The following is a 12,482-nucleotide window of genomic DNA, read 5'->3' on the forward strand; positions in this document are numbered from 1 at the left end:
CCGCAGCCGTCGCAGGGACCATCGCGGTCCAGAGCCTCAAGCGTCACGACCATGCGCCGCCTGTGGCGGCCTGGTCGGCGTAGGTGTCGAAGTCGATCGGGTCACGTCCGAGGAGCTGCCGCACCGTGTCGGTCGGCTGGGCGAGATACCCGGCCCGCATTCCCGCGAACATGATGGTGAGCGCCGTCGCGTCGGCCTCCGAGTAGCCCTCGGCGAGCACCTCGCTCCGGTACTCCTCCGGCGTCAACTCCACGTACTGGATGGACCGGCCGGACGCCTCGGCGATCGTCGCCACCGCCTCGGCGAAGGTGAGGGCTCGGCGGCCCGACAGCTCGTACACCTGCCCGTGATGGCCCTCCTCGGTCAGCAGGGCTGCGGCGACGTCGGCGACGTCCTGGGCGTCGATGAAGGGCTCCGGCGTGGCGCCCATCGGCAGGGCGAGGCGGCCGTCGACCAGCGGTTGGCGCCACAGGTCCTCGTCGAAGTTCTGGTGGAAGTTGTTCGGGCGGATGATCGTCCACTCCGCGCCGGAGTCGCGTACCGCCTGTTCCGCGCCGAGCATGCTCGGCGAGAAGTCGCGGTCGATCCTGTCGATGCCGCGTCCGGAGAGCGCCACGAAGCGACCGACGCCCCACTTCACCGCCTGTGCCACGAAGTCGTCGGCCACCGCCGGGTCCGCCGAAACGGTCAGGTAGACCACCGACGCTCCCGCCACCGCCGGCTGCCAGGTGGCCGGTCGCGTCCAGTCGAACCGCACCTCGCCCGACCGGGAAGCGGCCCGTACCCGTTCACCGGACGCCCGCAGCGTGCGCACCAGCCGACGTCCGGTCTTCCCGGTCCCCCCGATGACGAGGATCTCGTTCGTTTCTTTCGTCATGGCCACGAGTCAACCTGCCCGCCCGCCGGCAGGACATGGCTCGTCGTACGCGCGGCATGTGCGATAGTCCGCCCCCCTATGGTGGAGCGATGGACCCGTTCGACACCCTGCTGCGGGACGTACGCGCGGAGGGCGCGGCCTTCGGCAGGTCGGTGCTCTCGCCGTCGTGGGCGCTGCGGTTCACCGATGGCGCACCTCTGACACTCTGCGTGCCGCTGCGCGGCGAGGCGTGGATCGTCCATCCGGAACGCGACGAGCCACTTCTGGTACGGGTCGGCGAGGCCGTCGTGGTGCGGGGACCCGAACCCTTCGTCCTCTCCGCCGAGCCCCGGTCGACCTTCCGGCCCGACGAGCTGCGCGACGTCGACTGCCGCCAGTCGTCGGACTCCCGGCCACCGGTCCCGGGCACGGCCGAGCAGATGCTACTCCTGGCCGGGGCGTACCACGTCCGAGGTCAGGCCCCGCAGCGGCTGCTCGGAGGGCTCCCGCCGGTGCTGGTCGTGCCGGACGACCACGACTGTTCGTCGCTGCGTGACTACCTGGACTTCCAGCTCGGCGGAGTCCGCCCGGGACGGCAGGTCGTGCTGGACCGTCTGCTGGACTGGCTGCTGGTCTGCACGATCCGGGACTGGTTCGACCAGCCGGGCGCCGAGGCTCCCCGCTGGTATCGGGCGCTGGGCGACGACACGGTGGGCCCGGCGCTCCGCGCCATGCACGACTCCCCCGGTGAGCCCTGGACGCTCGCCTCACTGGCCGCCCGGGCCGGTGTGTCCCGCACGACACTGGCCAAACGATTCACCGAGCTGATGGGTGAGCCACCGCTGACCTACCTGACCGACTGGCGGATGACACTCGCCGCCGACATGCTGACCGACACCACCGCGACGGTCGCCGCCATGGCACGCCAACTCGGATACTCCGACGCCTTCGGCTTCAGCACGGCCTTCAAACGGGTCCACGGGGTGAGTCCCCGCGAGCACCGCAAGCTCACGCAGTCCGAGAGACAGGTGGCGGTGACGATCGACCCACCACCCGTGGGACAGGTCCCCCGGCAGACCCTGTCCCGCTGAGTCCCTCCGGCCGCACGGTGGCGGCCCGGACGAGGAAGACTGCGGGCATGACTGACGAAGACGACGCGAAGGCCGCGCTGCTGCACTATCTCCAGGCGACGCGCGACGACCTCATCTGGTCATCGTCCACGTGACCTGGGACCTCGCGCGTCATGCCGGTCACGCCGACATCCTGCGCGAGCAGCTCGACACGACGATCAGCCTGCGGCAGGAGAACACCTCCCCTGGGACAGCGAGGCGCCCGGTGGCCTGCGGTTGCTCAACCCCGGTTCGCCGACCGACCGGCGGCGTCAGCCGTACGCGACGTACCTCACCGCCGAGGTGACCGACGGTCGGCTCGACGCCGTGACGCTGCACGAGGTGCCGCGCTGACACGGGGTGGACCGGCGCGCGGATCGGCATAGTCTGGGCCCATGCCGAAAGCGATCTGGAACGACCTGGTCATCGCCGATAGCACGGACACCGTCGTGGTCGAGGGTAACCACTACTTCCCCCGTACGGCGCTCCGCGACGACCTGCTGCGCGAGTCCGACACGCACACGCACTGCCCGTGGAAGGGCACCGCGTCGTACTACACCCTGGAGCACGACGGGAAGAGCAGTGTGGACGCGGTCTGGTTCTATCCGGAGCCGTTGCCGGAGGCGGAGATGGTCCGGGACCGGGTCGCGTTCTGGAAGGACGTCACGGTCGTCGGGTGACGACCACTGCGGTCGCCCAGAGCACCACGGCCGCGCCGAGCGAGGTGACGGCCGCCGCGAGTTCCGGCATTCGAGTTCGATTCACTTTATACCGGTTGATACACCTCCGTGAAGTTTTAGGTTTTTCGCCCGGCTTGTCCGTATTGGAGTTCTATCGTGTCCCTGCGTGACAGCACGCCAACGGGGATGCACGAGGAGGACAAGGTGAATGGACCGACAGGGATGACGACGGGCGAGTCGAGCAGTCGGGGAAACCGTCGCAAGCTCAAGGCGATCCTGGCCGGAGGGATCACGCTCGGCCTCGGCGCGACGATCACCCTCGCGGCCTGGAACGACTCCGAGTACGCCTCGGGCACGTTCACAGCCGGTAGCTTTAGCATGGAGGGCAGCACGGACGGCACGACCTACGCCGAGCATCCGACGTCCGGCACGGCGGCGTCGTTGGCCTTCAGCACCGGCTTCGACAACATGAGCCCGGACGACGTGGTCGCGGCCCCGTTCGCCGTTCGCCTGACTGCGGCGACGACGTACGACGCGACCGTCACGGTGGCATCGGCCACCCCCGCGCCGCCCGCCTTCGCCGGCCTCACCTACGGCATCGCGACCGTGCCGACGTTCGGCGACTGCGCTCCGACGCCCACGACTCCGACCTGGATCGTGGCCGAGGGCACCGCGCTCGACTCGGTGGCCGGCGCGGTGTCGTTCAACCTGACCCAGGGCACTCCGCCCACGACACCCGGCGCTCCGGTGTTCCTGTGCTTCGTCGTCACGGCGGACGCCGGTCTGGTGCAGGGCACGTCGGTCACGGAGACCTGGCAGCTCCTCGCCGAATCCGTGTAGGCGGTGGCCGTGGTCAACCGTCGCACGCAGGCCGGGACACCACGGCTCCGCCGGACCCGTGCCGTACTCGCCGGCGCCCTGGTCATCGGCCTGGGCACGACGTCCACGCTCGCCGCGTGGACCGACGGCGAGTACGGCACCGGGTCGTTCGCGGCCAGTGTCTTCGGCACCGAGTCGCAGACCGCGTCCAGCAGCTGGGCCAGCCACACCCCAGCGGCGAACGCCGCCACGCTGGCGTTCAACGCGACGGCGATGTCCCCCTCGGTCTCGTTCTACGCCTACCTCGACATCCGCACCACCGCCACGACGAACGTCGGCGGCACGGTCGCACTCACCGGTTCGTCCAACAACGCCGGTGCCCTGCTGCCGGCGCTGGAGTACCGCGCGGTGCGGACCGCCACCACCAGCACCACCTGTGCCGCCGCCGCCTTCACCGGTACCCCGACGTGGATCGTCGGGCCCAGCTACCTGGGTGTCACCTCGGTCCCCGGATCGCCGGTGTCGTCGGCCATCACGGCGCCGGCCGGCGCGACACCACAGTTGCGGTTCTGCTTCGAGGCACGTGTGCAGTCCGGCGCCGGCAACGCGTACCAGGGCACCACCGGTGCGGTCACCTGGGAATTCACTGCCACGTCTACGTAAAGGACCGGTCGGATGATGGGACGAGGGCGTCAGCGGCGCGGACTCCTCGCGCGGGTCGGTGACCTGGTGCTGACCCTGCTCGCCGTCGGCGGGACGGTGTGCGTTGTCCTCGTCCCGCTGGCGTTCTTCTTCGACATCTCGCTCATCCTGTTCAAGACCGGGTCGATGAGCCCGACCATCCCTGCCGGATCGCTGGCGGTGGTACGGGAGATTCCCGCGTCCGAGGTCGCCGTCGGAGACATCGTCACCGTCGACCGTACGCCGCTGGCACCGATCACCCACCGGGTGGTCGACATCGCCGACGGCGGCGGGTCCACGCGGCTGCTCACCATGCGCGGGGACGCGAACGAGTCCAACGACGCCGCGCCGTACGCGGTGACCCACGTACGGCTGGTCGAGTGGTCGGTGCCCCGGCTCGGGTACGCGGTCCGCACCGTGTCGAACGTGTACGCGATGAGCGTGATCACGATCGGCACCGCCGCGATCGTCACCTGGGCCTTCTGGCCGCGCAGCGAGCCGCAGCCGTCGGGGCGTCATCGGCGGCCGGGCCGGGCCGGACCGGACGGGTCGACGCCGGACCGGGAGACGGGCGCGCACCCGAGTTCGACCCTGCGATGCCTGCTGCTGGCCGTGTCGGTGCTGCCGGGCGTGACCGCTGCGGTGCTGGCGGCACCCGGCACGGCCCGCGCCGAACCGTCCGAGGACGTCATCCGGAGTCGGTTCCTCACTCTGGTCTCGATCGGCGACGAGGCACGGATGACCACCATGGCACCGGAGGAACCGGTGCCCTGGCAGGTGGGCGTCTCGGCACACGCGCAGCAGCCCGGCACGGTGACCATCTCGCTGTCGGCCTCCGGTCCGCTCGCCGCCAGGCCGGACGGACTCCAGGTGACGGCCGCCGTCTGCCCGCAGCGGTGGGTGCAGGGCGCCTGCCCCACCGGCCAGGAGCAGCAGGTCCTGGCGGACGGTCCGGCCACCAGGTTGACCACGACCCCGTTCACCGTCAGCTCGATGCGCGCCGACCAGCAACGGTGGGTCCTGGTCACCGCGAGTCTGCTCGCGGGTTCGACGGCCTCCGGGTCGGCGGACCTGGTCGTCACCGCGACCGGGTTCGGTGACCGGGCCTCGGCCGGCGGCACGGTCGGGCCGCTTCCGCGTACCGGGCCCGACCTGCGGACACCGTTGGCCGTCGGGGCCGGCGCGCTGCTCGCCGGCCTGCTGCTCGTGCTCGCCGTACGCAGGCGTCGGGTCCGGGTGAAGCAGCCGTGAGGCGTACGTGGTTCCCGAATCGACCCGGCGCGACGCGGGCCGGGCGACGGTGGATCGCGGGGACGGCGGCCCTGGCGCTCACCTTCGCGGTCGCGGTGCTCGCACCGCCGCAGTCCACGCTGGCCGCCTGGACCGACACCGAGTACGGCCGAGGGTCTCTCCAGGCCCGCACGGTCAGTCCACCGAGAAACCTGCAGTGCAGCGCGGGTGTGCTCACCCCGCCGACCTTCACCTGGACACTGCCGGCCAGCGGGCTCACCCGCAGCGGCTTCACGTGGTCGCTGTCCGGCGGCTTCACCGACGGCGGGACGCTCGGACCCGCCACCAGCGTCACGGTGCCCGGCGCGCTGCTGGGCATCGGCAGCGGCACCTTCCGGCTGGTCGCGAACGGACCCGGTGGCTGGACGTCGACCCCGGTCACCGGCACGCTCGGCATGCTGACCGCGGTGCTCTACACCTGCAGCGTGCCGTAGTACCGCGACAGCCGTGCTCCTCGCACGGCTCAGGGCTGTTCGGGCTCGGCCGAGGCGCCGGTGATCATGGAGACGATCTCGTTACGGCTGGTCTGCTCGATGTTCCGGACGCCGACCTGACGCCCCCGGCGCAGTACGGCGACCCGGTCGGCGATGCGGAACACCTGGTCGAGGTTGTGGCTGACGACCAGTACGGCGGCGCCCCGGTCACGCAGCCTCATGATCAGCTGTTCCACCTTGGCGGTCTCGGCGACCCCCAGCGCAGCGGTCGGCTCGTCCATCAGCACCAGGCCGCTCGCCCAGTGTGTGGCGCGGCAGATCGCCACCGCCTGCCGCTGCCCGCCGGAGAGTTCCCGGATCGTCGCCTTCGCGCTGGGGATCCGGACGTCCAGGGCGTCGACCAGCTCCTGGGTCTCCCGTGCCATCCGGCGCCGGTCGAGCAGCCGCAGTGGGCCGCGGACCAGTTCCCGGCCGAGGAACATGTTCATGTAGACCGGCTGCGAGTCGGCCAGGGCCAGGTCCTGGTAGACCACCTCGACGCCCTGCCGTCGGGCGTCGGTGGCGTCCCGGAACGTCACCGGGCGGCCGTGCATCCGGATCTCGCCCTCGGTCGGTTGGTACACCCCGGAGATGATTTTCACCAGGGTGGACTTGCCGGCGCCGTTGTCGCCGACCAGAGCGATGATCTCCCCGGCGGCCAGTTCCAGGTCGAAGCGCTCGATCGCGACGACCCCGCCGAACTGCTTGCGGATCTCGCGCAGCTGCAACGGCGGGGCGCCCGTACCGGCCGCGGCGATGTTCTGGGTGTCCATGCTCATGACGCCCTTTCTGTGCTGGCGGTCGCGGGGGTGTCGGTGCTGTCCAGCCGCAGCGGCGCCGAACCGTCGGCGGCGTAGACGCCGGATACGGCCGGGTCACCGGATCGGATGCCGGTCACCCCGGCGGTCAGTGCGCGGGTGACGAACGCCTGCGGACGGAATCCGAACAGGACTGTGTCGCCGGGCGCGACGGCCGGTGCGGCACTGACGTCGGCCATCGCGTAGTAGTCGATCGCCTCGGGTGCGGGCATCTCCACGTCGACCAGGTACGCGTCGTCGAGGCCGCCGCCCCGGGGGACGATCAGGGCACGGGTTCCGCCCAGGCCGAGCACGGGATCGACGTAGAGTCCGCCGCCGAAGACGTAGGCGCGACCGCTCCACAGGTGCGACACCTCGCTGACGTAGAGCACGGCAGGCTCCTCGACCAGGTCGGTGACCGCGTGCCAGGGCGTCGTACCGGTCAACCCGTGGCCGGGCTCGACCTGCGTGGCACCTGCCTCGGCGAGCATGGCGAGCATCGCGGCGGAGGTCGTACCCGGTGCGTTGAGCTCGACGTGCGTGCGCCCGGCGGCGCGCAGCGCGGCGGCGGCGGAGCGCAGTGTGTCGAGGTTGGGGGTCGACACGACCCGGCCTGCGGCCGGGTCGAACAGCTGGGTCGGGAAGCTGGTGACACCGGCGAACCGGGCCCCGGGAAGGGCGTCCAGCCGCTCGGCGACCGCGACGATCTGGTCGGCCGGGTATCCGCCCTCGTGGCCTCGGTAGAAGCGGTCGCCGGGCGCCTCGATCCGGGCGAGCAGCGGTTGCTCCCGGCCGGCCGCCGCACTCGCGGTCGCCGCCTCGGTGGCCTTGGTGTCGTCGAAGACGGTCCAGTACCTCGGGGTGAGCGCGGCGGCGGTGGACACCTCGTGCCGGGGGATCTGCACCAGGTGACCGAGGTGACCGATGCCGAGCCCGCCGAGGTGGTCGGCGACCGCGCACTGCAGGTCGACGCCGACCGCCTCGGTGATGCCGGCGTCGCGGATCGTGCGGCAGAAGTCCGGGTTGCGCCCGACCTGCTTGGTCATCGCGTAGGCGGAGAGGCCGAGGCGATCGGCCTCGCGCCGGATGGCGGCGGCGTTGGCCGCGACGGTGTCAAGGTCCAGCGCGTAGCAGTTGGCCGGCAGGTCACCGCTCTGGTGTAGGTGCGCGGCGGCGGCCAGGAGGCCCGGGTTGCGGCGTCGCAGCAGTTCCAGGAACATGCGTGTGCTTCCTTCCGGGTCAGCTGCGCCGCTCGCGCAGCGAGAGGGAGACGGCCACCAGGATGATCGCGCCACGCGCCATCATCTGCTGGGACACCGAGAGCCCGGCCAGGATCAGGCCGTTGTTGAGCATGCCCATCAGCAGGCTGCCCAGCAGGGCGCCGACGATGGAGCCCTTGCCGCCGAACAGGCTGGTCCCGCCGACGATCACGGCGGCGATCACGGACATCAGATCGGCCTCGCCGAGGGTGTACCGGGCGCCCTGGAGGCGACCGGCGTACAGCAGACCGGCGATGGCGGCGCACATCGCGCTGCCCATCAGCACCATGATCTTGACGCGGATCACCTTGATGCCACTGACCTGGGCCGCCGCCGCGTTGTCGCCCACCGCGAGGGTGTGCGCCCCGTACCGGGTGTGCCGCAGCACGAGGTAGCCGACGCCGACGGCCGCAGCCGACCAGAGCACCAGGCCGGGGATGCCGAAGATCTCGCCCTGGCCGAAGAGGCTGAGGAAGGCGTCGTTGCTGACCGGCACCGACTGCAGGCCGGTGACCTCGCGGGCCAGGCCGGCCACCGCTCCCATGGTGGCCAGGGTGACCAGGAAGGAGGGCAGCCGGACGATGGTGACGAACAACCCGTTGACCAGGCCCACGGCCGCGCCGGCGGCGAGCCCTGCGGCCACGCCGAGCAGCATGTTGTCGGTCTCCCGCAAGGTCACTGCGCCGACCAGTGCGGAGAGTGCGACGACCGAGCCGATGGACAGGTCGATCTCGCCGGCGGCCAGCACGAAGACCAGGCCGACCGCCATGACCGTGATCGGCGCGGTCTGGATGACGATGTTGATGAGGTTGTTGGTGGTCAGGAAGCCGTTGCTGCCCTGGGTGATGGCGAAGAACAGGAACACGACGGCGAAGCCGATGTAGACCACGTAGTCGCGCCAGTTGACCCTGCGCCAGGCCGGTTCGCTCCTGGCCTTCACCGCCGCATCGGTCTGGGTCATCGTCGTCCCTTCGCTGTTTCGAGAGAGGTGGTCCGGTCGGGCCGCGTCGCCGAGTCGGCGTGAGCCGGCGAGTCGGCGTGGGCGGACGGTCCGGGGTAGGCGCCGGCCGCCTGGCGGGCGATCGCGACGGCGCCGAGCAGACCGGCCCGGTCGCCGAGCTGGCTGGTCTTGATGACGGGGGTGTGTGCGCTGAGCGCGGCGACCCAGCGCCGCACCGGCTCGACCAGCTCGGTCCGGGAGCCGATCCCGCCGCCGAGGACCACCGCTTCCGGATCGAGGACGGCGGTGACGGCGACGACGGCCAGGGCGATGAAGCGTGCCTCCTCGTCGATGGCGCTGCGGGCACCCGCGTCGCCGGCTGCGGCCCGGTCGAAGACGTCGGGGACGCTGGCCTGCCGGCCGCTCGCCGCCCGGTACCGTGCGGCGAGGGCGGCGCCGGCGACCGCCTCCTCCAGGGCACCACGGACCTGGTTCGCCGGGTCGAAGGGGTCGGTGCCCAGCGGCAGGTAGGAGATCTCTCCCGCCGCGCCGCGAGCGCCGCGGACCAGCTCACCGTCGAGGACGATGCCCATGCCGACGCCGGTGCCGATCGCGACGAAGACGAAGTCCCGATGGGTACGTCCGCTGCCCAGCCACCACTCGCCGACGGCCGCCACGTTGACGTCGTTGTCGAGCAGTACCGGATGTCCCAGCAGGCGGGTCAGTTCGGCCCGGACGTCGAGGGCACCGAGTTCGGAGACGTTCGGGGAGAGGTCGACGGCGCCGGTCTGCGGGTGCGGGGCGCCGGGTAGGCCGACGGCGCTGGCGTGGACCTGTGACCAGTCGATGCCGCCGCGTACGGCCAGGTCACGGAGCAGCGTGTCGATCTGCGCGGCGACCGCCAGGCCGCCGCGCGGGTCGGTGGCGAGCACGTCCTCGGCCACGATGTGACCGGTGAGATCGGCGAGCGCGGCCCGGAGCTTGGTGCCGCCGAGGTCGACGCCGCCGACGTATCCGGTCGGGCGCGGGTGGGTGGCCATCAGCCGACCGTCAGGAGTCGGGCCGGGTTGGACACCAGCATCTGGTCGAGCGCCTCCGGCGGTACGCCGAGCCGGGCGAGACCCGGCACGATCTCCCGGCCGAGGTACGCGTACCCGTGGGTGCCGTGCGTGCGCGGGTTCAGGTACGCCTCGGCGCCGGTCAGGTCCATCGAGAGCAGGATCTGGCCGGCGTAGCCGTCCCGGACCAGTGCGGCGAGCATGTCCAGCCGCGCGCGGTCCGGCCGGTGGTACGCCCGCTTGTCGAACTCGCCCTCCGGCGGGTTCGCGGGCAGCGGGGCGAGCACGAAGTCCCAGAACTGCTTGCCGAGCGTGTCGAAGGCGATGGTGACGCCGGTCGCCAGTACCGCTCTCAGGTAGTCCGGGTCGGGGTTGATGTCCAGGTGGCCGATGACGATCCGGGAGAGGTCGGCCTTCTCCTCGCGGAGGATCTCGACCTGTTCCAGGGCCATCGTGCCGTGGGTGGTGTGCGTGTTGACCGCCAGTCCGGTGGCGACGTGGGCGCGGGCTGCTGCCCGTAGGCACTTCTCCTCGTGCGGGGTGATCTCGTTGAGTCCGGTGGCCTGTTCCCCGAAGATGCCGACCTTGACGCCGGTGTCGCCGACGCCGATCGTGGCGTCGGCGACGAAGCGCTCGCGCATCTCGTCCACGCTGGCCTTGAGCGCCCACCCCGGCGAGTACGGCTCCAGATAGATCGCCGATCCGGCGACCACGTGCAGGCCGGTGCGTTGGGCCACCTCGCGGAGCAGGGTCACGTCGTGACCCACCACCTCGTACGGGGACAGGTCCACGATCGTGCCGAAGCCCAGCTCGGGCAGGCCCCGTACCGCGTTGACGGCGAGGTCCGCGCGATCGTCGCCGGATCCGCCGGACAGCCACGGCCCGGGTACCAGCGCGCCGAGGTGCTCGTGGCTGAGCACCCGGCCGAGTGCCTCGGGGGCCACCGGCCCGAGGACTGTCTGGACGTACCCCATCTGACTTCTCTCCTTGCCCATCGTCTGACCGGCGGTCGCGCGACACGGCTCTCGGCCGTGTCGCGCGACCGCCGGTGAGGTCCGGCCTTCCCCCCAGAAGGGCCGGGCCTCGTACGTCACCTGCTGTCAGTTGCCGAGCACCTCGGCCGGCGGCTCCTGGCCGTAGTCGTCACGCCATGCCTCGGCGATGTTGTCCTTGGTGGCGGCCATCGGCGGGCCGACGACCATCGCCGGGGCCTCCTTGTCGAGCAGCCCGTAGGCGGCGACGATGCCCAGGTTCTGGCCGAGGCGGGTGGAGCCGTTGGCGACGATGCCGACGACGTTGCCGCCCCGGACCATGTCGGCGGCGAGGTTCGCCTCGAGGTCGTTGGTGACGATCTTGACGTCGGTACGCCCCTGCTGCCGGGTCGCCGCGAGCACGCCCTCGGCGGCGGTGGCCCAGGCGACGTAGACGCCGTTGAGGTCGGAGTGGCGGGTCAGCATCGCGGTGGCGATGTCCTCGGTGCGTGCGGGGTCGGAGAAGCCGGCCTCCTCGACGATCTCGATGTCCGGGTAGAGGTAGCCCAGCCAGTCCTTGAACGCCTTGTCACGCTGGTTGGTGAACCAGAAGTCGGCGTCGTGGTAGACGTAGCCGACCTTGCCCGTGCCGCCGAGTGCCTCGCCGAGCATCTCCGCGTTGGCCTTGCCGAACGCGGTCAGGTCGGCGGTGACGATCCCGACGATCTGTTCCCCGGCCTTGTAGTTCTGCGGCGGGGTGGTCATCACGACCAGCTTGACGCCGGCGTCCACGGCGGGCTTGAAGGCGGCGGCCGCCGCGGTGGGGTCGACCGCGATGGTGACGATCAGGTCGGGGTTGAGGGCCAGGACGGTCTGCACGTTGTTGGCCTGGCGGGCCGCGTCGAACTCGGCGCTGGTGCTGGCCAGCACCCGGATGCCGAGTTGGTCGAACTCCTGACGGACCCCGGACTCCACCGCCTGGGTCAGCGCGGAGCCCTCGTGCCAGACGAAGGCGGCCGTGTAGTTGCCGTCCCGGACCTTCTGCTGCTCCTCGGGGGTCAGCGAGATCTGGTCGGCGGCGGTCGGTGTCTCCCCGCCGGGGCCGACGAACGACAGGCTCGGTTCGGAGCGTGGGCCGCTCGGCGCGGCGCCGTCGTTGCCGGACGTCTCGTTCGAGCAGGCGCTGACCATGAGCGCCAGGGCGCAGAGCGCGCCCAGGGCCGCTCCACGTCGACGACTGAGCCTCATTGCTTTTCCCTTCACCGCAACGGGTCCGGAACCGGTGGTTCGGACAGACACGGGGATTCCGACGCGACCGGCGCGGCACACGACAGAGGACGACGCGTGCCTCACCCCGGCCCCGGTACGAACCGGTGGGGCCAGCGACGATTTCCGTTCAGGGTGAAATTATTATCGCGGCCGTCACACTCCGTCAAGGGCGCTGGTCAGAGATTTCGTCAACCCCACTTAGACCAAGTAGATCCGCATTGCGGGTATTTCGTCCCCCGGCACTACCCGCGCAGCTTGGGACGCAGGTCACACCGCCGGC

Annotated in this window: 13 protein-coding genes and 1 pseudogene; 7 read left to right on the top strand and 7 right to left on the bottom strand. The window is 71.1% G+C overall.

Annotated elements, in window-relative coordinates; genetic code table 11:
* Positions 1–43 precede the first annotated feature (43 nt).
* Positions 44–877 carry an NAD(P)H-binding protein gene (locus ID554_RS30615; RefSeq protein WP_117226834.1) on the bottom strand — a complete coding sequence of 278 codons (834 nt, stop codon included), beginning with the start codon at positions 875–877 and terminating at the stop codon, positions 44–46.
* A gap of 89 nt (positions 878–966) precedes the next feature.
* Between ID554_RS30615 and ID554_RS30620 the strand changes: the two genes are divergently transcribed.
* The 7 genes and pseudogenes from ID554_RS30620 to ID554_RS30650 all read left to right on the top strand — a co-directional run bounded on the left by ID554_RS30620 (position 967) and on the right by ID554_RS30650 (position 5,869).
* A complete protein-coding gene (locus ID554_RS30620) occupies positions 967–1,947 on the top strand; it encodes an AraC family transcriptional regulator (RefSeq protein WP_117226833.1) in 981 nt (326 codons plus the stop codon).
* A gap of 118 nt (positions 1,948–2,065) precedes the next feature.
* Positions 2,066–2,164 (top strand): annotated as a pseudogene (locus ID554_RS32250) (mycothiol transferase); the annotation flags it as partial.
* A gap of 196 nt (positions 2,165–2,360) precedes the next feature.
* Positions 2,361–2,645, top strand: coding sequence for a DUF427 domain-containing protein (locus ID554_RS30630; RefSeq protein ID WP_117226832.1), 285 nt, complete (start codon positions 2,361–2,363; stop codon positions 2,643–2,645).
* 204 nt (positions 2,646–2,849) lie between these two features.
* Positions 2,850–3,485 carry a SipW-dependent-type signal peptide-containing protein gene (locus ID554_RS30635; RefSeq protein ID WP_199489133.1) on the top strand — a complete coding sequence of 212 codons (636 nt, stop codon included), beginning with the start codon at positions 2,850–2,852 and terminating at the stop codon, positions 3,483–3,485.
* 9 nt (positions 3,486–3,494) lie between these two features.
* The gene (locus ID554_RS30640; RefSeq protein WP_147333395.1) at positions 3,495–4,127 is read left to right on the top strand and encodes a hypothetical protein; all 633 of its coding nucleotides are present in this window, start codon (positions 3,495–3,497) and stop codon (positions 4,125–4,127) included.
* Between the two features lie 12 nt (positions 4,128–4,139).
* Positions 4,140–5,396 (top strand): signal peptidase I, encoded by a 1,257-nt coding sequence (locus ID554_RS30645; RefSeq protein ID WP_117226829.1) that lies wholly within the window; start codon positions 4,140–4,142, stop codon positions 5,394–5,396.
* The gene (locus tag ID554_RS30650) at positions 5,393–5,869 is read left to right on the top strand and encodes a hypothetical protein (RefSeq protein ID WP_117226828.1); all 477 of its coding nucleotides are present in this window, start codon (positions 5,393–5,395) and stop codon (positions 5,867–5,869) included. The genes ID554_RS30645 and ID554_RS30650 overlap by 4 nt, the downstream gene beginning before the upstream one ends.
* Positions 5,870–5,898: 29 nt before the next feature.
* Here ID554_RS30650 and ID554_RS30655 read toward each other — a convergent pair whose 3' ends face one another.
* The 6 genes from ID554_RS30655 to ID554_RS30680 form a co-directional block, all read right to left on the bottom strand.
* Positions 5,899–6,687 carry an ATP-binding cassette domain-containing protein gene (locus ID554_RS30655; RefSeq protein WP_117226827.1) on the bottom strand — a complete coding sequence of 263 codons (789 nt, stop codon included), beginning with the start codon at positions 6,685–6,687 and terminating at the stop codon, positions 5,899–5,901.
* Positions 6,684–7,925, bottom strand: coding sequence for an alanine racemase (locus tag ID554_RS30660; protein ID WP_117226826.1), 1,242 nt, complete (start codon positions 7,923–7,925; stop codon positions 6,684–6,686). Before ID554_RS30660 ends, ID554_RS30655 begins: the two co-directional genes overlap by 4 nt.
* Before the next feature lie 19 nt (positions 7,926–7,944).
* The gene (locus ID554_RS30665) at positions 7,945–8,925 is read right to left on the bottom strand and encodes an ABC transporter permease (RefSeq protein ID WP_117226825.1); all 981 of its coding nucleotides are present in this window, start codon (positions 8,923–8,925) and stop codon (positions 7,945–7,947) included.
* Positions 8,922–9,944 carry an ROK family protein gene (locus ID554_RS30670; RefSeq protein ID WP_117226824.1) on the bottom strand — a complete coding sequence of 341 codons (1,023 nt, stop codon included), beginning with the start codon at positions 9,942–9,944 and terminating at the stop codon, positions 8,922–8,924. Before ID554_RS30670 ends, ID554_RS30665 begins: the two co-directional genes overlap by 4 nt.
* Complete coding sequence (locus ID554_RS30675; protein ID WP_117226823.1) at positions 9,944–10,936, bottom strand: phosphotriesterase family protein; 993 nt, start codon at positions 10,934–10,936, stop codon at positions 9,944–9,946. Before ID554_RS30675 ends, ID554_RS30670 begins: the two co-directional genes overlap by 1 nt.
* A gap of 126 nt (positions 10,937–11,062) precedes the next feature.
* Positions 11,063–12,181, bottom strand: coding sequence for a substrate-binding domain-containing protein (locus tag ID554_RS30680; protein ID WP_117226822.1), 1,119 nt, complete (start codon positions 12,179–12,181; stop codon positions 11,063–11,065).
* Positions 12,182–12,482 lie beyond the last annotated feature (301 nt).

Origin of the sequence: Micromonospora craniellae (assembly GCF_014764405.1) — a bacterium.
GTDB lineage: Bacteria > Actinomycetota > Actinomycetes > Mycobacteriales > Micromonosporaceae > Micromonospora > Micromonospora craniellae.